The sequence below is a fragment of the Streptomyces chromofuscus genome, from assembly GCF_015160875.1.
GTDB classification, from domain to species: Bacteria; Actinomycetota; Actinomycetes; order Streptomycetales; family Streptomycetaceae; genus Streptomyces; species Streptomyces chromofuscus.
Genome location: NZ_CP063374.1, coordinates 7112021 through 7132018 on the forward strand (window position 1 = coordinate 7112021; position 19998 = coordinate 7132018).

Genomic DNA, 19998 nt, shown 5'->3' on the forward strand with positions numbered 1-19998 from the left:
TGCATGATCGAGGCGCGGCGGCTCCACATCCTCCGTGCGGTGGCCGACCACCGCACGGTGACGGCGGCTGCCGCCGCGCTGTACCTCACGCCCTCCGCGGTCTCCCAGCAGCTGACCGCCCTGGAGCAGGAGACGGGGCACCGGCTGGTGGAGCGCGGCGCCAAGGGCGTCCGGCTCACCCCGGCCGGCGAGATCCTGCTCGGCCACACCAACGCGGTCCTCGCCCAGCTGGAGCGGGCGGAGGCGGAGCTCGCCGCGTACGGCTCGGGCGCCGCCGGCACGGTCACCGTCGCGTCCTTCGCGACCGGCATCGCCCAGGTCGTCGCGCCGGCCGTGGCCCGTCTCGCGCACAGCGCGCCCGGCATACGCATCCGCGTCCGGGACGCCGAGGGCGACGCCAGCCTGCCCATGGTGCTGGACCGGCAGGTCGACGTCGCGGTCGCCGTCGAGTACCGCGGGGCTCCGCCCGCCGACGATCCGCGGCTGGCGCACGTCCCGCTGTACGCCGAGCCGTTCGACGCGGTCGTGCCGGTCAGTCACCGGTTGGCCGACGTGAGCGAGGTGCCGCTGGCGGAGCTGGCCAAGGACCCGTGGATCGGCCCCTACCCCGGCAACCCCTGCCATGACGTGGTGGTGCTGGCCTGCGAGAGCGCCGGGTTCCAGCCCCGCATGGAGCACTCCTCGGACGACTTCCGCGCGGTCGTGGCGCTGGCCGGTGCCGACGTGGGAGTCGCCCTCGTGCCCCGCTCCGCGCTGCGCGGGACCGACCTCACCGGTGTCGTGGTCCGGCCGGTGGACGGAGTTGCGCCGACGCGCCGGGTGTTCGCCGCCGTGCGCCGGGGCGCGGAGGGGCATCCGCTGATCCGGCCGGTGCTCCAGGCGCTGGAGCAGGCGGCACGGGCGTGAGCCTTCCGTCACCACGCTGTCTCATATCCGGGATAGCCTCCCGGATGTGAAACACGAGGAACTCGACGCCCTGGAGGGCGTCGACGCCCGGCTCGGTGCGCGGCTCGCCGAACTGCGCGCCGAACACGGCTGGTCGCTGGGCGAGTTGGCGGAGCGCAGCGGGGTGAGCCGGTCGACGCTGTCCCGCGCGGAGCGGGCGGAGATCAGTCCCACGGCATCCACGCTGAACCGCCTGTGCGCCGTCTTCGGGCGCACCATGTCCCAGCTGCTCAGCGAGGTCGAGGGGGAGTCCCCGCTGCTGGTGCGGCCGGCTGAGCAGCCGGTGTGGCAGGACCGGGCCTCCGGACTCGTCCGGCGGTCCGTGTCGCCGCCGCACACCGGGCTGCGCGGCGAACTCGTCGAGGCGCGGCTCGCGGTGGGCGCGGACATCGCCTACGACCGGCCGCCCGTGCCCGGTCTGGAGCAGCACGTGTGGGTACTGGACGGCGCCCTCGCGGTGACCGTGCGGGGCGTCGAGCACCGCCTGGACGCCGGGGACTGTCTGCGGATGCGGGTGTGGGGGGCGACGCTGTTCCGGTGCGCGGGGGACGAGGAGGCTCGGTACCTGCTGGCGGTGGTGCTGCCGTGATCACCGAACCGCTGGACGAGGCCCGACTGCTCGATCGTGCCGAGGAGTTGGCGGCGCTGCTGGTCGACTCGGTCGAGGGCGGCGCGTCGGTGGGCTTCCTCGCGCCGCTCGACGCCGCGCAGGCGCTGGCCTGGTGGCGTGGACGGGCCGCCGCGATGGCCACGGGCGAGCTCGCCGTCTGGGCGGCGTACGAGGGGACGCGGGTGGTCGGTACCGTGAGCCTGGTCTTCCCGGACAAGCCCAACAGCCGGCACCGGGCGGAACTGGTGAAGCTGATGGTGCACCGCGAGGCACGCGGGCGCGGTCTGGGGCGGCGCCTGTTGGACACCGCCGAGCGGGCGGCCGTCGCGGCCGGTGTCACGCTGCTCCACCTGGACACCGAGACCGACAGCCCCGCCGAGCACCTCTACCGGGCTGCGGGCTGGACCCGGCTCGGCGAGATCCCCGACTACGCGGCGAGCCCGGCGGGCGTGCTGCGGCCGACCACCATCTACTACAAGCAGGTCGGAGCGGGCGCTCGCGCCGCGTGACTGTCAGTGGGAGGCGCTACCTTGCGTCTCATGCCGGACGCCGAAGACGTACGCCGTATCGCCCTGTCCCTGCCGGACACGACCGAGAAGATCGCCTGGAGCATGCCCACGTTCCGGGTCGCGGGCAAGATGTTCGCCACGCTGCCGGAGGACGAGACCTCCCTCGCCGTGCGCTGCCCCAAGGAGGAGCGCGACGAACTGGTCATGGCCGAGCCGGAGAAGTTCTGGATCGCCGACCACGAGGCGCAGTTCGCCTGGGTGCGGGCACGGCTGGCCGCGCTGGAGGACGAGGAGGAGCTGCGGGACATCCTCGCCGACTCCTGGCGGCAGGCGGCGCCGACCCGGCTCCTGGAGGCGTACCCGGAGTTGGGGCTGCCGGCCGGGGAGTGAGACGTGCGGCCCCCGCTTTCAGGGGGATGAAATTCCCCCGGCGTTGTCAGTGGGAGGTGGCATGATCCGCAGGGGTGAGGGGGGTGGGGCCCCGGTCGCTGAGGCGGCCGGGGGCTCTCGTGGAGCCGTGGGGAGGGGAGCGCGAGCGGATGGGCGGGACGCCGGACAACGTTGCCGAGTCGCGGGAGGCCGAAGAGGGGCGGGCCGGCAGCGGGGAGGCGGGCGGACCGGGCGCGCCACCGGTCTGGTCACGCGACTTCGCGCTGTTCTTCGTCGGCCGGGCCGTCGCCCGCCTCGGCGACACCATGCTGCCGGTGGCCCTGGCCGCCGGCCTGCTCCAGCACGGGTACGGCGCCGGCGCGGTCGGCCTCGCCATGGCGGCGACGGCCGGGGCGTTCGCCGGGCTGGTGGTCTTCGGCGGGGTCGTCGCCGACCGCTTCAGCACCCGCAAGCTGATGATCTGGGCCGATCTGGTGCGGCTGGGCACCCAGGCGTTCACCGCCGCGCTGTTCTTCGCCGACCGCGTGGTGCTCTGGGAGATCTGCGCGATCGGCGTCGTCAACGGCGTCGCGAGCGCCGTGTTCCAGCCCGGCGTCGCCGGCATGGTGCCCCGGCTCTCCTCCGACATCCAGGGCGCCAACGGCGCCATACGCATCGCCGAGTCCGCGGCCCAGCTGGCCGGCCCCGCGGTCGCGGGCGTGCTGGTCGGCCTCGCGTCGGCCGGCGGCGTCTTCGCGGCGCACGCGGCGACGTACGCGATCAGCGCCCTGTGCCTGCTGCTGCTCCGGCTGCCGCCGCCGGCTGCGGGCAGTCGCTCCCCGGGGCGCGGGGCGAGCGCCTTCAAGGCCGATCTGGTCGAGGGGTGGCGGGAGTTCAGAGCTCGCACCTGGCTGTGGGGCGTGATCGCCGTCTGGTGCCTGTACATGATCGCTGTCTTCGGCCCGACCGTCCCGCTGGTCGCGACGGAAGTGGTCCAGGAGCACGGTCCGCGCGCCTACGGCCTGGTCAACTCCGCCCTCGGCGCCGGCACCGTCGTGGGTGGGCTCCTCGCCCTGCGGCTGCGCCCGCGCCGGATGCTGCGGGCCGGGGCGATCGCCCTGTTCGGCTTCGCCGGATTCCCGGCGACCGTCGGGCTCGGCCTCGACGTGCCGGCGATGGCGGCCGGCGCGGCCGTCGCCGGGGCTGGGATGTCCTTCTGGGGTGTCATGTGGGCGACCAGCGTCCAGACCCAGGTCCAGCCGGGCGTCCTCAACCGCATCCACGCCTACGACGTGGCCGGCTCCCTTGCGATGCTGCCGGTCGGCCAGGCCCTCGCGGGTCCCGCCGCCGTGGCCCTCGGGGCGGACCGGGTCCTGCTGGTCTCCGGGGCGATGAGCTTCGTCGTCGTGATCGCCCTGCTCTCGGTGCCCGCGATACGTGGTCTGGTCCGCGTCGACACTCCCGTCACCCGCGCGCCGTCGTCAGCGCCTCCGGCCGCACCTCCGTCCGTCCCTCCCTCCGTCCCTCCGGCGTGATCGCCGTCGGGTGCGGCGGCCGGAAACGGGTGCGCGACCACCGACCCGAGTGCGGTATGGTTTCCCTGCGCGTTCATCTGGGGGAAACCCCAGGTCAGACCGCACCGGGACGTGGCGCAGCTTGGTAGCGCACTTGACTGGGGGTCAAGGGGTCGCAGGTTCAAATCCTGTCGTCCCGACTTGTGAGAGTCGCAGATCAGGGGCCGTTTCAGAGCAATCTGGAACGGCCCCTCGATCATGTGCGGGCCGAACGCGACGTTCCTCGGGCCCATGGTGCTCCGGCTCCCGGTGCAACCGTCCGGCGGCCTCCGGCCGAATGATCCACGTCCCCGGCGTGACGCCGCGCGGCGTCCTTGTGCCGGCGTGGGTCCGCCACCTGTCGGGAGGGGTGCGCGATGAGCCGTCGCGTCGAACGGCACACCCGTGGCGTCGAGTCGCTCACGCCACTCGCTCCCCGACACGTGCGCCGGGTGCTGTTCCGCCAGTTCTGGCGCGACCTGGTGTTCCTCCACTGGGAGGTGGACCCCTTCGAGGTCGCCGGCCTCCTGCCGTCCGGAACGGTCCCGGACCTCTACCGCGGCCGCGCCTACGCGGGCCTGGTCTTCTTCCACATGGAGGACCTCGCTCTCGGGCACGGCCCGCCCCTGCCGTACCTGGGCACCTTCAACGAAGTCAACGTGCGCCTGTACAGCCGCGACGCGCTCGGCCGGCGGGGCGTCGTCTTCCGGTCGCTGGACTGCGACCGACTGCTGCCGGTGCTCGTCGCCCGCGCGGGCTTCGGACTGCCCTACCGCTGGGCGCAGATCTCCCGCCAGTGGCACGGACGGCGTCTGCTGTACGGCACGCGGGGCCGGGTGCACAAGAACCCCGGCGGCCGGGTCTGGGTCCAGGTCTCGGACGACGTCGTGACGCCCCGGCCGCTGGACGCGTTCCTCACCTACCGCTGGGGTCTGCACGAGCGCGGGCTGTCACGGTCGTACTACATGCCCAACGTCCATCCGGCATGGACCTTCCGGCGCTGCGACCTCCTCGGCTGGGACGCGTCCCCGCTGGCCTCGGTGGGCCTCACTCCGGTGCGGGCGGAACCCGACAGCGTCCTGTTCGCGCCCGGCGTCCCGGTGCGGTTCGGCCGCCCCGCGCTCCTGCCGCCGCCGGGCCCCCCGAGCTGACCGGCCTGGGGACCGGCGCACGGCGCTCGTCAGCGCCGACGGCCCGCCCGGTGGCGCGGTCGGGCCGCCGGGGCGACCTGGCCGACTCACAGGGTGATGACGCGCACCAGGAAGAAGGCGGCGACGAGCAGACAGCCGATCGTGATCAGGACCAGCCAGAGGTACGGGTGCTCCCAGATGCCGCCGTCCGGGCGTTCATGGTGGGCCTCGGCGGTCGACCCCTCGACGGGAGGCGTCTCGCCGGGAGGAGGCAACGGCTCGCTCATGGTCACACCCCCCGGACGGCACAGGTAGGGGTCACGCCGCCGCGGGCCGGCGCCCGTTGCTCGTAGTTCGCCAGGGCCAGACCCACACCGAAGAACGTGGGTGCCCACTCGCCGACGAGGATGCCCCAACGGTCGGCGCGCTGCAGACTCCCGTTCCTGCTGGAGGTGAGCCAGGACACGAGGGACAGGCCGATCGAGGCCGTCGCGGCCAGGTAGGCGTGCTCGCTTCTGACGCCGGCCTCGTGCAGCTGCTTGACGATCATGAACCCTCCTCGAACGGCCGCATATCGGGACATGACGCAATCATCTGTTCGGTGCGAGAGCTGCCCTCGGATGCGTCCGGGGCGACCGGGCGGCCGAAGGTGTGAAGTCGTCCCGGGTGCATCCGCTCGCCCGTCCCGGGGCGAAGTGGTCGTCGCAAGGGAAAGGGCTCTCGTTCCGAACCCCGAGCCGGAACGGGGGCCCGCCCTTCCGCAGCACCACGACCCGCAGGAGAGGCGACCGCGGCGCCGCCCGTGAGCAGGTCCGGAAACGGACGAGGCCGTCCGGGCCGGCACCTGTCGGTGCCCGGCCCGGACGGCCTCTTCTCTGACTGACGTCAGGCTCAGACCAGATCGAACCGGTCGAGGTTCATGACCTTGTCCCACGCGGCGACGAAGTCCCGCACGAACTTCTCCTTCGCGTCGTCGCTCGCGTAGACCTCCGCCAGCGCGCGCAGCTCGGAGTTCGAGCCGAAGACCAGGTCGGCGCGGGTGCCGGTCCACTTGACCTCGCCCGTGGCCGCGTCGCTGCCCTCGAACGTGGTCTGGTCCTCGGACGTCGACTTCCACGTCGTGCCCAGGTCCAGCAGGTTGACGAAGAAGTCGTTCGTCAGCGTGCCCGGGTTCTCGGTGAGGACGCCGTGCTTCGACTGCTGGGCGTTGGCGCCCAGGACGCGCAGACCACCGACGAGCACCGTCATCTCGGGGGCGCTCAGCGTCAGCAGGTTCGCCCGGTCGAGCAGCAGGTACTCGGCCGGCAGGCGGTTGCCCTTGCCGAGGTAGTTGCGGAAGCCGTCCGCGGTCGGCTCCAGCGCGGCGAACGACTCGGCGTCGGTGTGCTCCTCCGTCGCGTCGACGCGGCCCGGCGTGAAGGGCACCTCGATGTCGTACCCGGCGTCCTTGGCGGCCTTCTCCACGCCGGCGCAGCCGCCGAGCACGATCAGGTCGGCCAGGGAGACCTTCTTGGCGGAGCCCGCGTTGAACTCCTGCTGGACGTTCTCCAGCGTGCGCAGGACCGAGGCGAGCTGGTCGGGGTCGTTGACCTCCCAGCCGCGCTGCGGCTCCAGGCGGACGCGGGCGCCGTTGGCGCCGCCGCGCTTGTCGCTGCTGCGGAACGTCGAAGCGGACGCCCACGCGGTGCCGACCAGCTGCGCGACGGTCAGGCCCGACTCCAGGAGCCTGGCCTTCAGCGCCGCGATCTCCTCGGCGCCGATGACCTCGCCCTCGGCCTGCGGCAGCGGGTCCTGCCACAGCAGGGTCTCCTCCGGGACCTCCGGGCCGAGGTACTGCGACTTCGGGCCCATGTCACGGTGGGTCAGCTTGTACCAGGCGCGGGCGAAGGCGTCCGCGAACTCCTGCGGGTTCTCGTAGAACCGGCGCGAGATCGGCTCGTAGATCGGGTCGAAGCGCAGCGACAGGTCGGTGGTCAGCATCGTCGGGCGGTGCTTCTTCGACGGGTCGTGCGCGTCCGGGATGATCTCCTCGGCGTCCTTGGCGACCCACTGCTTGGCGCCGGCCGGGGACTCCGTCAGCTCGTACTCGAACTCGAACAGGTTCTTGAAGAAGCCGTTGCTCCACCGGGTGGGCGTGCTGGTCCAGGTGACCTCCAGGCCGGAGGTGATCGTGTCCCCGCCCTTGCCGGTGCCGAAGGTGTTCTTCCAGCCCAGGCCCTGCTCCTCCATGGAGGCGGCCTCGGGGTCGTTGCCGACGTGGTCCGCCGGGCCGGCGCCGTGCGTCTTGCCGAAGGTGTGACCACCGGCGATGAGGGCGACGGTCTCCTCGTCGTTCATCGCCATCCGGCGGAACGTCTCACGGATGTCGCGGGCCGCGGCCAGCGGGTCCGGGTTGCCGTTGGGGCCCTCCGGGTTGACGTAGATCAGGCCCATCTGGACGGCGCCGAGCGGGCTCTCCAGCTCGCGGTCGCCGCTGTAGCGCCGGTCGTCGAGCCACGTGGTCTCGGGACCCCAGTAGACGTCCTCCTCCGGCTCCCAGACGTCCTCGCGGCCACCGGCGAAGCCGAAGGTCTCGAAGCCCATCGTCTCCAGGGCGACGTTGCCGGCGAGGATCATCAGGTCGGCCCACGAGATGCTCTGGCCGTACTTCTTCTTCACCGGCCACAGCAGACGGCGGGCCTTGTCCAGGTTGGCGTTGTCCGGCCAGCTGTTCAGCGGCGCGAAGCGCTGCTGGCCGGCGCCGGCGCCACCACGGCCGTCGCTGATGCGGTAGGTGCCCGCGCTGTGCCAGGCCATCCGGATGATCAGCGGACCGTAGTGGCCGAAGTCGGCGGGCCACCAGTCCTGCGAGGTCGTCAGCACCTCCGCGATGTCCTGTTTGACGGCCGCCAGGTCGAGGGCCTTGAACGCCTCGGCGTAGTCGAACTCCTCACCGAGCGGGTTGGCCACGGTGGGGTTCTTGGCGAGGATCTTCAGGTTGAGGCGCTCCGGCCACCACTGGCGGTTGCCACCACCCTGCGTGGGGTGGAGGGCGCGCCCGTGCGCGACGGGGCAGCCGCCTTCGCCCTCCGCCTTGGGGTCGGTGACGATTGCATCAGGGTTCTCAGCCATGGACATCCTTCTTCTGGGCTTGAATCACGGTGCTCAGGTACTGCGGGTGGAACAGTCGGGGCACAGGCCCCAGTAGATGACCTCGGCCTCGTCGATCGAGAAGCCGTGGTCGTCGGAGGCGGTGAGGCAGGGGGCGCTCCCCGCGGCGCAGTCGACGTCGGTGACGGTGCCGCAGGACCGGCACACGAGGTGGTGGTGGTTGTCGCCGACGCGCCCCTCGTAGCGGGCCGGACTGCCGGCCGGCTCGATCCGGCGGACGAGTCCCGCCGCGGTCAGCGCGTGCAGCGCTTCGTACACCGCTTGCAGGGATATGTGGCCCACGCGATCGCGCACTCCGGAAGCGATCGCCTCGACGCCCAGGTGGTCGCCCTGCCGGACGGTCTCGAGCAGTGCGACGCGGGCGGCCGTCACCCGCAGGCCGGCACCGCGCAGCTCGTCGGCGGTGGTCGGGTGCCGGGACGCGGTCATGGCGGAGAACCTATCGCGCTAAACACGAACGGTTCAAGAAAACGAATGGTTACATCGAGTGCCGGGTCGGACGACGTCCGTTCTCCCCGGTCGGCGCGGTGGAGGGCACGACCGCAGGGGGCGACGGCGGGGGCCGGCGGGGGCGCCCGAGCCGCGGGGAAACGGCGGTCATGGTGGGTCTGCCCGAGGGGGTCTCCCGCAAGGGCGGCCGGCCGCCCGCAGGGAGCTGCCGGCCGAGAGAAGGCGCTCACCCGGGCGCGCGACCCGGGCAGCGCCCGCCGCGGCGGCTGCCGACGGTGGCTGCCGGTGGTGGCTGCCGGTGGTCCGCGTCGACGAGCCGTACGGGCAGGAGGCGTGGGAGGAGTCGAAAGGGTGTCACCCCGCCGCCAGGGACACCTCCGTCGCCTTGACCAGGGCGACGACGGGGGCGCCGGGGGCCAGGCCGAGCTCCTCGACCGCGTCCCGGGTGATCGCCGACGTCAGCTCCCCGCCCTCCACCGCGACCTTGACGGAGGCCATCGCGCCGCCCGTGCCCACGCCCAGCACCGTGCCGTGCAGCCTGTTGCGGACGGACAGCCCGTCCACCGTGCCGGTGGCGAGGGCGACCTCCGTGGACTTGACCAGGGCGCGTACGGCGCTGCCCTCGGCCAGTGCCAGGTCCCGCACCGCGTCCATGGTGATCGCCGCGGTGATGTCCTGCCCGCCGGCGAGACGGACCGCCACGGTCGCCATGACCTCGCCGGGGGTGACGGCGGTGACGGTGCCGGACAGTTGGTTGCGGATGCTCAAGGGCATGGGGGAACACCTCGGAGACGGAAGACGGGTGCTTGCTGATGTCTCACCGTAGTGGGATCGCAACGTAGTGTGATCCATCCCACACCGGCGGCGCGGAACTCCGGCCGTCCCGTCCCCGACTCCTGTACCGGCACGGCGCGAACCGATGGACTCCGTGCCACGCGATCTGGAGACCGGTGATGGACGATCCCCGACCACCCGCCCCCGCGGCGCCGTGGAACCCGCTGCCCCCGCCCGCCCTCGGTGCCTTCCTTCTGCTGCTCGCCGCCGTCTTCGTGGTGTCGTACGGCGTCGGATCCACCGTCGGCCCGATCGGCCCCGGCATGCACCGCACCGATGCCGGCACCGACGCCGGCACCGGCGACACCGACCCGCACACCGGCTCCGGCACGCACGGCGACCACCCCGAAGGCCACGCCCCATGAGCACCCGACCCGCCGTCGTCATGACGACCGACCTCACCGTCGGCGGAATGACCTGCGCGGCCTGCGTGCAGCGGGTGGAGAAGCGCCTGGCCGGGCTGGACGGGGTCACCGCCACCGTCAACCTGGCCACCGGCCGTGCCCGGGTGACCCACCCGCCGCACATCCGCCCCGAGGAACTGGCCGCCACGGTGGAGAAGGCCGGCTACACGGCCGCCCCGGCCGCCCCGCCCGGAGACGGCGAACCCGGCGCCGGGGACGGCCCCGAGCGCGACCGGCTCGTGGTGACGGCGCTGCTCGCGGTGCCCGTGCTGGTGCTGTCGATGACGCCCGCGCTGCAGTTCCGCAACTGGCAGTGGCTCTGCTTCGTCCTTGCCGCACCGGTCGTCGTGTGGGGCGCGTGGCCGTTCCACGCACGCGCCCTGCGCGGGCTGCGGCACTCGGCGTCGACCATGGACACCCTGGTCTCGCTGGGCGTCCTGGCGTCGTTCGCCTGGTCGGCGTACGCGCTCTTCCTCGGCGGCGCGGGGGTGCCCGGCATGCGGATGCCGTTCAGCCTGCTGCCGTCCGCCTCGGACGGTGTCGCGTACGTCTACCTCGAAGCGGCCGTCGCCGTACCGCTGTTCGTGCTGGGGGGCCGCTTCCTGGAGGCGCGGGCCCGGCGCGGCACCGGCGCGGCGCTGCGCGCACTGGCGGGGCTGGCCGCCAAGGACGTGTCCGTGCGGGACGACGACGGCGGCGAGACGCTCACCCCGATCGAGCGGTTGACCGTCGGTCAGGTCTTCGTCGTCCGTCCCGGCGAGCGGGTCGCCACCGACGGCGAGGTGGTGGAGGGCAGTTCCGCCGTCGACCTCGCCCTTGTCACCGGGGAGAGCGAACCCGTCGAGGTCGGGCCGGGCTCGACGGTGGTCGGAGGGGCGGTGAACGCCGGCGGGCTGCTGTTCGTCCGGGCCACGGCCGTCGGGGCCGACACCCGGCTCGCCCGCATCACCGAGCTGGTGACCGAGGCGCAGACGGGCAAGGCGAAGGCGCAGCGGCTCGCGGACGCCGTGGCCGGGGTCTTCGTGCCGGTGGTGCTGACACTCGCGGTGACGGTGCTGGGGTTCTGGCTGGGCGCGGGGGCCGATCCGCAGGCCGCGATCACCGCGTCCGTGGCCGTGCTGGTCGTGGCCTGCCCGTGCGCGCTGGGTCTCGCGACCCCCACCGCGCTGATGGCCGCCACCGGGCGCGGCGCCCAGCTCGGCGTACTGGTGACCGGGCCGCAGGCACTGGAGGGACTGCGGCACATCGACACCGTCGTCCTGGACAAGACCGGCACGCTCACCTCCGGGCGCATGACCGTCGCCCAGGTCACCACGCTGCCGGGCGGGCTGGGCCAGGAGGCCGTCCTGCGGCTGGCCGGCGCCGTGGAACAGGGCTCCGAGCATCCACTGGGCCGGGCGGTCGTCGCCCGCGCGGGACGACCGCTGCCCGAGGTGCGCGACTTCGTCGCCGAGGCCGGGCGGGGAGTGCGCGGCCGGGTCGAAGGCCGGCTGGTCGAAGTCGTCGCCTGCGAGGGCGAGTTGCCCGACGTGCTGGCCCGGGCGCGGCAGGCGGCCGAGGCCGCCGCGCGTACGCCGGTGCTGGTCCGGGTGGACGGCACGGCCGAGGCGGTCATCGAGGCCGGGGACGCCGTCCGGCCGGGCAGTTACCGCGCGGTCGACCGACTGCGCCGCCTCGGTGTCGAGCCCGTCCTGGCCACCGGCGACAGCGAGGCACCCGCGGGGGCCGTCGCGACGCACCTGGGCATCACCGAGGTGCACGCCCGCTGCACCCCCGAGGGCAAAGCCGGTCTCGTACGGCGGCTGAAGGCGGACGGACGCCGGGTGGCGGTGGTCGGCGACGGCGTGAACGACGCCGCCGCACTGGCCGGCGCCGACCTGGGCATCGCCATGGGCGGCGGCACCGACGTGGCCGTCGGGGCGGCGGACGTGACGCTGGTGCGCGGGGACATCGAGGCGCTGGCCGACGCGGTGCGGCTGGCCCGCCGGACGCTGGGCACCATCCGCGCCAACCTCGTGTGGGCCTTCGGCTACAACGCCGTGACGCTGCCGCTGGCCATGGCCGGGCTCCTCACCCCGATGCTCGCCGCCGCGGCGATGTCCGTCAGCTCGCTGCTGGTCGTCGGGAACAGCCTCCGGCTGCGCACCTGGCAGCCGGCGCGGGGACCGAGGCCGGCGCGATGACCCGGCTACCGCGCGCCGCCGCGCTGCTCACCGCCCCTCGCCGAGGTCGGACCGGGCCGGGTCTTCCCGTCGTACGGCGACACCCGGGGGACTGGTGAGGACGGTGACCGCGCGGGACACGGTCCCCCTCGACGGGACGCAGGGCAGTCGGAACGCCACGAGACCCACGCACGTCACCCCGCGCAGGACGCGGGCGCGAGAACGCCCCGCCGGTTCCGGCATATGCGTGTGGCCTGTGTCACGCGTCTCGGATTGGGTCGGCGACACCACCCGTTTCCGTACTCGGCGTTGACGACCGGGCACCGGGTGCAAGGATGAAAGCCGTCATGACTGTCGGGTGGTGTTCTCGCACGGTACGGGCCGCGGTGTTCGCGGCCGTCTGCGTGCTGCTCGCCGCCCTGGGCCACGTGCTGATGTCCGGCAGCCATGTGCCCCGGTGGGCGCTGGCCGTCGGCGCCGTAGTGACCGGCGCCGTGGGCTGGGGGCTGGCCGCACGGGAACGCGGCCTGCCGCTGATCGTCACCGTCGTGGTGACCGCCCAGACGGCCCTCCACTCCGCCTTCTCGGCCGCCCAGGCGGCGGCCAGGGGACAGGACGCCACGGCCACACACCCGGGTGCCACGGGCCACGCCATGTCCGCGATGCCCATGGATGCCGCGCACATGTCGGCGACGCCCATGGGCTCGACCCACACGCACTCCAGGGACGCTGTCGATGCGGGCCACACCGGCGACCTGAGCCACGTCATGGGCGGCTCGTCCTCCTCCGGAATGCTCGCCGCCCACCTGCTGGCCGCGCTGCTGTGCGGCCTGTGGCTCGCGCACGGCGAGCGGGCCGCGTTCCGCATCCTGCGGGCCGTGGCCGGATGGCTGGCGGCACCGCTGCGGCTGCCGCTCGCCGTGCCTGCCCCGCCGCACCCCCCGCGCCCCCGCCCGCGACGCCGTAGGCCGGCGCGGTCACCGCGACGGCTCCTCCTCGCCCACGCGATCACCTCTCGGGGTCCGCCCCTGGGGACCGCTGTCTGACGACAGCCGGTGACCCGAGGCGCCCGTACGCGCCTCGGGCCACGGTCGTACGCCCGCGCGGCCGCTGGACGCCGCGCGGATGCCGTACGGCCGTCTCCCCACGCACCGGATCCCGCCACGGCACGCGCGCACGCGCCACCGGTCGGGATCCTGGACGACCGAGAAGGACACCAGTTGATCACTCCTGCCCTGCCCGCCGTAGGCGAGAGAACCGAGACCCCGGAGCAGACCGAGGAGCACGACCGGACCGACGCCGGGGGCACCCGGGTCGCCGACGACTCGACCACGGCCTGGGCGCTGGCCGCCCGCGCCGGCGACCCGGTCGCGGTCGACCGCTTCGTCCGGGCCCTGCACCGGGACGTCCTGCGGTACGTCGCCCATCTGTGCGCCGACCCGCAGGCCGTGGACGACCTGGCGCAGGACACGTTCCTGCGGGCGCTCGGCAGCCTGCACCGGTTCGAGGGCCGTTCCTCCGCGCGGGCCTGGCTGCTGGCGATCGCGCGGCGCGCGGTGATCGACAGCTACCGGTACGCCGCCGCCCGGCCGCGGCTGTGCGACGTCCCCGACTGGCGGCTGGCCGTGGAACTGGCCCAGCCGCGCGACGTACCCGGCTTCGACGACGGCATCGCGCTGCTCGACCTGCTGGGCGCGCTGCCCGCGGAACGCCGGGAGGCCTTCGTGCTCACCCAGGTGCTCGGGCTGCCGTACGCGGAGGCCGCCGCACTGAGCGGCTGCCCGGTCGGCACGGTCCGCTCCCGGGTGAACCGGGCCCGGGCCACCCTCGTCGACCTGCTCGCGGCGGCGGACGAGCCGGCCGCGCTGGTCGCCTGACCGACAGGAGGGTGCCGGCTTCCACCGGCACCCTCCGCCCGCCGCCGCTCCTGCCGGCGCCTGTCGGCACTGCTCCTGCCGGTGCCTGCCCGCGCCTACCGTGTCATCGGGGCGCCGGCCGGTCAGAACGCCAGCCCCACGTGCGCCAGCGCCTGCATCAGCAGCACCCCGTGCCCGCCCGGCATCTCGCTCTGGAGCGCCGGTGAGGCCGCCTCCTGCGGGCTGAACCACTCCAGGTCCAGCGCGTCCTGCCGGGGCCGGCAGTCGCCGGTCACCGGCACGACGTAGGCGAGGGACACCGCGTGCTGACGCGGGTCGTGGTACGGCGTGATGCCCTGGGTCGGGAAGTACTCGGCGACCGTGAAGGGCTGCAGCGAGGCCGGGATCCGGGGCAGTGCCACGGGACCGAGGTCCTTCTCCAGGTGCCGCAGCAGGGCGTCGCGGACCCGCTCGTGGTGCAGGACCCGGCCGGAGACCAGGGTGCGACTGACCGTCCCGTCCGGTCCGATGCGCAACAGCAGGCCAATACTGGTGACTTCACCGCTGTCGTCGACGCGTACCGGTACTGCCTCGACGTACAGGATCGGCATGCGGGCGCGCGCGCTCTCGAGCTCGTCGGGCGTCAGCCAACCGGGCGTGGTCTCGGTCATGTCAGACATTGCTGGATCATACTTTCAGGTGTCGTCGGTGAACCGGTAGACCCGGCGGGCGTTGTCCCGCCCCGCCCACCGCGCGATCCGCAGCGCGTCGGGCAGGCTCAGCTCGTCCGAGTCCACCCGTTCCTGGAGCAGCGCGGCCAGCCCTCGCCGGAAGGCCAGGGCGCCCAGCAGGTGGAACTCGGCCACACCGTAGGCGTCGGAGCTGTACAGCAGTTTGCGGAACGGCGTGATCTCCGTCGCCTCGGCCAGTACCGCCCGTGCCCGGCCCGGACCGACGTGGTGCAGGGCGAGGCCGACGTCGAGGTACACCTGCTCGAACACGGCCGCCAGATAGGCGGCCTGGCGCTGGTACGGCCAGCAGTGCAGCAGCATGACCGGGACCGTCCCGGACGTCAGGTGCAGCCAGTCGGTCAGGTGGGTGGGGTCCGAGCGGTGCAGCCGGATGTCGTTGTCGCCGAAGCCGGTGTGCAGTTGCAGGGGCAGCCCGAGGCCGACCGCCGTCCACAGCAGGTGCCGCATCAGCACCGGGTCGGCCAGCCGGCCGCCGCCGCGCGCCAGCCAGCGCCCGGCGGCCCCGGTGACCTCGGCGTCCGTCGGGCGGGCCGGGTCCAGGTCGAATCCGGTGCGATAGGCGGCCACCGACTTCACCGCCACCACCCCCGGCCGGCGCACCGCCGCCCACGCGGCCGACTCGAACACCCCCGCGTACTCGTCCGGTTCGACGCCGGCCGTCGCCACCGCCTCGGCGACGCCTTCCAGGCGTACGACCTCGTACGCGACGGCGCCGGCACCCGCCGCCTCGGCCAGCTGCCCCGCAGTGGTGAGGCCGTCCGGGCCGAACCCGGTGTCGACGCAGAACACCTCGGTCCCGGCGGCGGACAGCAGCCGCCGGTTCACCTCGGCCGCGCCGAGCCCGGCCCGGCGGTCCACGTACTCCTCGGCCGGGGCGTGCCGGGGCAGGTCCAGCAGCGGTGCGCAGTGGCGGCGGACGGCGACACCGACGGGGGTGTCGAACGGCGAGACACCGGGCCAGGCCGCACCCTCGGTGAGCAGCGACTCGAAGCCCGCCCGGTCGAGGCCGGCGGTGACGACGCCGTGGCAGTGGTGGTCCACGAGGGGCAGCGCGGCGAGCGTCCGTGCGAGCGGTCCGTCGGCGCCCATGTCAGTACACCCAGCGGTAGGCCGCCGCCACCCGCGCGTCGTCCAGTCCGGCCACGGCGTCGATCTCCCCGAGCCGTACCGCGATCACCGCGTCCGCCAGCACCGGTCCCAGCGCCGCCCGCACCCGTTCGTCCGCCCGGAACGCGGCGACGGCCTCCTCCAGCGACACCGGCAGCCGGCGCACCCCGCGGGCCGCCGCCTCCTCGGCGCCCAGCCGCGCCGGGTCGCCGGTGGTCTCCTCGGGCAGCGCGGTGCCCGCCGCCAGGCCGTCCAGTCCGGCGGAGAGGACGCAGCCGAGGGCGAGGTACGGGTTGGCGGCCAGGTCCACGGGCTTGACCTCCAGGTTGGCGGCGTGCTCGCGCAGTCCGGCGGTGCCCTTGACCACCCGTACGGCGGTCTCCCGGGTCTCGAGGCCCCACGCGGTGAACACGCCGGCCCACTGCGCCGGCCTGAGCCGCAGATAGCTGGCAGGGCTGGGCGCGGTCACCGCCATGAGGCCCGGCAGATGGCCGAGGATCCCGGCCGCGAAGGACTCGGCGTCGGCCGTCATGCCGTGGCGGCGGGTGCCGCCGGAGTGCAGGTTGACGCCGTCGCGCCAGGCGGAAAGGTGCAGGTGGCCGCCGTTGCCGACACCCTCGCCGGTCACGGCCGGGGCGAACGAGACCCGCAGGCCGTGCCGCTGGGCCACCGCGCGGACGGTCTGCCGCAGCAGCACGCTCCGGTCGGCCGCCGCCACCGGGTCGAGCGCGCCCACCGAGATCTCGAACTGCCCGGCCGCGTACTCGGGATGGACCTGCTCGACGTCCACGCCCTGCGCCGCGCACGCCGCCAGCAGGTCGGCCGTGCAGTCGCTCAGCTCCACCTGCCGGACGGCGCCGTACGCCGGTCCGGACACCGCCGGCACGAACTCCCCGGCGGGCGCCGACCCCAGCCCGACCGCCCACTCGATCTCGACGGCGGCCCGGAAGGCGACCCGGTGCCGCCGGGCCGCCAGCTCGACGACCCGGCGCAGGAAGGTGCGGGTACACCCGGGGTGCGGCTCGCCGTCCTGCGTGATCCGGTCCACGGGGGCCCAGGCCCAGCCGGGCTGTGCGCCGAGCACGGTCAGCTGGTCGAGGTCCGGGTAGAGCCGCAGGTCACCGTCCGGGGAGCCGAGCACGTCGGTGCTGACGGCGGAGTCGTCCGCCAGGAAGGTGTCGAACACCGGTGACATGCCGACGCCCCAGGCCGCGGCCGAGGGGAGTTTCGCCGTCGGGATCGTCTTCACCCGGCCGATGCCCGCCGTGTCGACGTACGCGAGGACGACCCCGTGCACCCCCCGCGCGGCCAGTTCGCCGCTCAGCGCACAGGCCCGCTCGACGTCACCGGGACGGCCGCCGGGCACGGGGTCGGCAAGGGTCGTCATACGTCCTCCTCGACGGGCTCGGCGGCCGGGCCGGGCCCGGGGTCAGGGTTTCACGGCCACCGCGCCGTACTGCGGTACCACGACGGGAGCGTGCAGCTCGGCGCGCCACGCGGAACACGACACGAGGCCCGGTTCCAGCATCTGGAGCCCTGCGAAGAAGGATGCGATCTCCGCGCCGCCGCGGGCGGTGACCGGCGGGGTGGCGTTCTCGTTCCAGAACTCCATGGCCGGGATCTGCCCCTCGCCGCCCACCTCGGCGTCGTGCGTGGGGTGCGTCATGACCAGGAAGCTGCCCGAGGGGACGGCGGCCATCACCCGGCGGACGATGTCCCGGGCCTCGTCGGTGTCCAGCACGAAGTTGAGGATGCCCAGCATCATCACCGCGACGGGGCGGGTGAAGTCCAGGGTGCGCGCGGCGCGTTCGAGGATGCCGTCCGGGTCGCGCACGTCGGCGTCGATGTAGTCGGTGACGCCCTCGGGGCTGCCGGTCAGCAGGGTCCGGGCGTGCATCAGCACGATCGGGTCGTTGTCGACGTACACGATCCGCGAGTCGGGCGCGATGCGCTGCGCTATCTCGTGCGTGTTGTCCGCCGTCGGCAGCCCGGTGCCGATGTCCAGGAACTGCCGCGCCCCGCGCTCCTTGGCCAGGAACGACACGGCCCGCCCCAGGAAGTCGCGGTCCGCGCGGGCGATGTCCCGGATCAGCGGGAACATCGAGGCGACGTGGTCGCCGACCTGGTGGTCGACCTCGTAGTTGTCCTTGCCGCCGATCCAGTAGTTCCAGACCCGCGCGTTGTGGGCCACACCGGTGTTCAGGCGTGCCGGTCCCTCCGCCGGGGTGGGGGCCTCGCTCACGTCTCTTCCTCTCCTCGCCCGTACCGCGGTCGCCGCCATTGTGCCGGGTGCAAGATCGGCGCGTGGCGGTAACCGGGGGACCGGGCCTCACTCGTTCGGGGGAGTGCCCCGGTAGGGTTGACGGCTGCGCCCGGAACGACGAGCGGCGCGGCCGAGCGCCCCAGGAAAGCGGACATGCCCTACTCGCACGAGACCCTGCCGACCCCGTACGACCTCCCGGCGGCCGGCACCACCGACATCCGGCTCGTCGTCACCGACATGGACGGCACGCTCCTCGACGACGACAAGCGCGTCCCGGCCGGACTGTGGGAGGTACTGGAGCGGCTGCGGGAGCGCGGCGTGCTGTTCAGCCCGGCGAGCGGCCGCCAGTACGCCACGCTCGCCCGGGAGTTCGCCCGGGCGGCCGAGGGCATGGTGTTCATCGCGGAGAACGGCACCTACGTGGTCCGCGACGGCGTGGAACTGAGCTCCGACCCGCTGGACCCGGCCGACGTCGCGGACGTCGTGGAGGCGGTGCGGGGGCTCGCGGCCGACGGCGTCGACGTGGGCGCCGTCGTCTGCGGCAAGCGCTCCGCGTACGTCGAACGCGCCGACGAGCCGTTCCTCGCCGAGGTGCGCAAGTACTACGTCGAGCACCGTGCGGTCGACGACGTCACCGCGGTCGACGACGACATCCTCAAGGTCGCCCTGTACGACTTCGGCCCCGCGGAGCGCACCACCGCCCCGGCCCTCGCCCGTTTCCGCGCCACCCACCAGGTCGTCGTCTCCGGCGAGCACTGGGTCGACGTCATGAACCGGACCGCGAACAAGGGCGCCGCGATCCGCCGCCTCCAGCGCGAGCTCGGGATCACGCCGGCGCAGACGATGGTGTTCGGCGACTACCTCAACGACCTGGAGATGCTCGACACGGCCGAGTGGTCCTTCGCCATGGCGAACGCCCACCCGGAGGTCGTCCGCCGCGCCCGCCACCTGGCCCCGGCCAACACGGACGACGGTGTGCTCCGCACGATCACGCGCGTGCTCGGACTGCCGGCCACGGGCGGCTGACCCTCCCGGCTCCCCTTGCGGCGCGTCGGCGCCCGGCCGATCCCGTCGACGCGTGTCCGCTCGTCAACGCGGACCCCGGTGCTCGGTCGGCTCCTTCTCGGCGTGCCCGTCCCGCGCCGGGCCCGGCGCCCGCCCCACCCCGGCGTATCGTCGCAGGTGCGAGCAGCCGGTCCCGGTCGCCGGGCAGTCCCCCGGGGAGCGTGCGGGATTGCGCGGGGTGGTCCGTACGGGGCCCGCGGGGCGGCCCGGCGGGACACCGCGGGGCCGGTTCGCGTCCGGGGAGGCGGACTTCGGGGGAGGGGCCCGTCCGGGGGTGTCGGGTTTTCGAGGGGCGCGGTCCCTTCCGGGGGCGCGCGGGACGACGGGCGGTGTCCCGTCCGGGCATGGCTGGGCCGGCCGGGACGGGTCCGTTCGGGGCGTCAGAGGTCCTGGGTGGGCCAGTCCAGCAGGCGGGCGCCGATCACGGCCGTCCGCAAGGTGCATCGGTGCATCGGCTCCGCCGGATTCGCGCCGGTCGGTTCGCGGATGCGCTCCAGACGGCAGGTCAGGGCGCGCACGCTCAGCGCGAGCCGCCGGGCCGCCTCGGCGGCGACGCAGCCCGCCTCGAAGGACACCTCCAGCGTCTGCAGCAGCGGCTCGGCGCCGCCCCGGGCCCGGCGCAGCGGCCCCAGCGCGCTCAGCACGAGGTCGGCCATCGCCTGCCGGTCACGGGTGAGCACCGGGTACACCAGCAGCTCGGCGGCCCGCACCACCGGCTCGTCCAGCGCCGGCCGCCGCGCCAGTTGCAGGGTGCTGAGGGCCTCCTCGTACGAGTGCACCACGCCGCCCGCGCCGGACTGCGGCCGACCTGGCTGGGGACGGCACCCTCGCGAGCGGCA

Annotated in this window: 20 protein-coding genes, 1 tRNA gene and 1 pseudogene; 12 read left to right on the top strand and 10 right to left on the bottom strand. The window is 73.9% G+C overall.

The genetic code is table 11. The features are described from left to right. Nucleotides 1-3: 3 nt before the first annotated feature. The 7 genes from IPT68_RS31830 (at nt 4) to IPT68_RS31860 (ending at nt 5137) form a co-directional block, all read left to right on the top strand. Entirely contained in the window at nt 4-906 is a 903-nt protein-coding gene (locus IPT68_RS31830; protein ID WP_189701079.1) for a LysR family transcriptional regulator, read from the top strand. A 46-nt stretch (nt 907-952) separates the two neighbouring features. After that, nucleotides 953-1534 (top strand): helix-turn-helix domain-containing protein, encoded by a 582-nt coding sequence (locus tag IPT68_RS31835; RefSeq protein WP_189701078.1) that lies wholly within the window; start codon nt 953-955, stop codon nt 1532-1534. Beyond that, nucleotides 1531-2064 (top strand): GNAT family N-acetyltransferase, encoded by a 534-nt coding sequence (locus IPT68_RS31840; protein ID WP_189701077.1) that lies wholly within the window; start codon nt 1531-1533, stop codon nt 2062-2064. Before IPT68_RS31835 ends, IPT68_RS31840 begins: the two co-directional genes overlap by 4 nt. A 30-nt stretch (nt 2065-2094) precedes the next feature. After that, entirely contained in the window at nt 2095-2454 is a 360-nt protein-coding gene (locus IPT68_RS31845) for an MmcQ/YjbR family DNA-binding protein (protein WP_189701076.1), read from the top strand. A 149-nt stretch (nt 2455-2603) separates the two neighbouring features. Next, nucleotides 2604-3968: an MFS transporter gene (locus tag IPT68_RS31850; protein ID WP_189701075.1), complete on the top strand. Its 1365-nt coding sequence runs from the start codon at nt 2604-2606 to the stop codon at nt 3966-3968. Nucleotides 3969-4073: 105 nt separating this feature from the next. Continuing rightward, nucleotides 4074-4147 (top strand) — tRNA-Pro (locus IPT68_RS31855). Nucleotides 4148-4363: 216 nt separating this feature from the next. Further along, a complete protein-coding gene (locus IPT68_RS31860) occupies nt 4364-5137 on the top strand; it encodes a YqjF family protein (protein WP_189701074.1) in 774 nt (257 codons plus the stop codon). Between the two features lie 86 nt (nt 5138-5223). Here IPT68_RS31860 and IPT68_RS31865 read toward each other — a convergent pair whose 3' ends face one another. The 5 genes from IPT68_RS31865 to IPT68_RS31885 all read right to left on the bottom strand — a co-directional run bounded on the left by IPT68_RS31865 (nt 5224) and on the right by IPT68_RS31885 (nt 9490). After that, complete coding sequence (locus IPT68_RS31865) at nt 5224-5403, bottom strand: DUF6480 family protein (RefSeq protein ID WP_189701073.1); 180 nt, start codon at nt 5401-5403, stop codon at nt 5224-5226. Between the two features lie 2 nt (nt 5404-5405). Continuing rightward, complete coding sequence (locus IPT68_RS31870; RefSeq protein ID WP_189701072.1) at nt 5406-5666, bottom strand: hypothetical protein; 261 nt, start codon at nt 5664-5666, stop codon at nt 5406-5408. A gap of 341 nt (nt 5667-6007) precedes the next feature. Then, a complete protein-coding gene (katG, locus tag IPT68_RS31875) occupies nt 6008-8227 on the bottom strand; it encodes a catalase/peroxidase HPI (RefSeq protein ID WP_189701071.1) in 2220 nt (739 codons plus the stop codon). A gap of 33 nt (nt 8228-8260) precedes the next feature. Beyond that, nucleotides 8261-8695: a Fur family transcriptional regulator gene (locus IPT68_RS31880; RefSeq protein ID WP_189701070.1), complete on the bottom strand. Its 435-nt coding sequence runs from the start codon at nt 8693-8695 to the stop codon at nt 8261-8263. Between the two features lie 375 nt (nt 8696-9070). Beyond that, nucleotides 9071-9490, bottom strand: coding sequence for a TOBE domain-containing protein (locus IPT68_RS31885; protein WP_189701069.1), 420 nt, complete (start codon nt 9488-9490; stop codon nt 9071-9073). 179 nt (nt 9491-9669) lie between these two features. Here IPT68_RS31885 and IPT68_RS31890 point away from each other — a divergent pair, with 179 nt between their 5' ends. From IPT68_RS31890 to IPT68_RS31905, 4 genes are all read left to right on the top strand, one after another. Further along, nucleotides 9670-9915, top strand: a complete 246-nt coding sequence (locus tag IPT68_RS31890) for a hypothetical protein (RefSeq protein ID WP_189701068.1) — start codon at nt 9670-9672, stop codon at nt 9913-9915. Further along, nucleotides 9912-12137, top strand: coding sequence for a heavy metal translocating P-type ATPase (locus IPT68_RS31895; RefSeq protein WP_189701067.1), 2226 nt, complete (start codon nt 9912-9914; stop codon nt 12135-12137). The genes IPT68_RS31890 and IPT68_RS31895 overlap by 4 nt, the downstream gene beginning before the upstream one ends. Before the next feature lie 326 nt (nt 12138-12463). After that, on the top strand, nt 12464-13162 hold the full coding sequence (locus IPT68_RS31900; protein ID WP_189701066.1) for a hypothetical protein: 699 nt from the start codon (nt 12464-12466) through the stop codon (nt 13160-13162). A 174-nt stretch (nt 13163-13336) separates the two neighbouring features. Then, nucleotides 13337-13993 (top strand): sigma-70 family RNA polymerase sigma factor, encoded by a 657-nt coding sequence (locus IPT68_RS31905; protein WP_189701065.1) that lies wholly within the window; start codon nt 13337-13339, stop codon nt 13991-13993. Between the two features lie 122 nt (nt 13994-14115). Here the strand turns inward: IPT68_RS31905 and IPT68_RS31910 are convergent, their stop codons facing one another. The 4 genes from IPT68_RS31910 to IPT68_RS31925 are packed head-to-tail and all read right to left on the bottom strand — an operon-like array spanning nt 14116 to nt 18073. Next, nucleotides 14116-14652, bottom strand: a complete 537-nt coding sequence (locus tag IPT68_RS31910; protein WP_189701064.1) for an NUDIX hydrolase family protein — start codon at nt 14650-14652, stop codon at nt 14116-14118. Nucleotides 14653-14667: 15 nt separating this feature from the next. Beyond that, nucleotides 14668-15813, bottom strand: a complete 1146-nt coding sequence (locus IPT68_RS31915) for an amidohydrolase family protein (RefSeq protein ID WP_189701063.1) — start codon at nt 15811-15813, stop codon at nt 14668-14670. 1 nt (nt 15814) lies between these two features. Then, on the bottom strand, nt 15815-17218 hold the full coding sequence (locus tag IPT68_RS31920) for a glutamine synthetase family protein (protein ID WP_194074031.1): 1404 nt from the start codon (nt 17216-17218) through the stop codon (nt 15815-15817). A 42-nt stretch (nt 17219-17260) separates the two neighbouring features. Then, nucleotides 17261-18073, bottom strand: coding sequence for an SAM-dependent methyltransferase (locus tag IPT68_RS31925; RefSeq protein ID WP_189701062.1), 813 nt, complete (start codon nt 18071-18073; stop codon nt 17261-17263). Nucleotides 18074-18247: 174 nt separating this feature from the next. Between IPT68_RS31925 and IPT68_RS31930 the strand changes: the two genes are divergently transcribed. Beyond that, a complete protein-coding gene (locus IPT68_RS31930) occupies nt 18248-19120 on the top strand; it encodes a Cof-type HAD-IIB family hydrolase (RefSeq protein ID WP_189701061.1) in 873 nt (290 codons plus the stop codon). Nucleotides 19121-19539: 419 nt separating this feature from the next. Here the strand turns inward: IPT68_RS31930 and IPT68_RS31935 are convergent. Then, nucleotides 19540-19986 (bottom strand): annotated as a pseudogene (locus IPT68_RS31935) (PucR family transcriptional regulator); the annotation flags it as partial. Between the last annotated feature and the right edge of the window lie 12 nt (nt 19987-19998).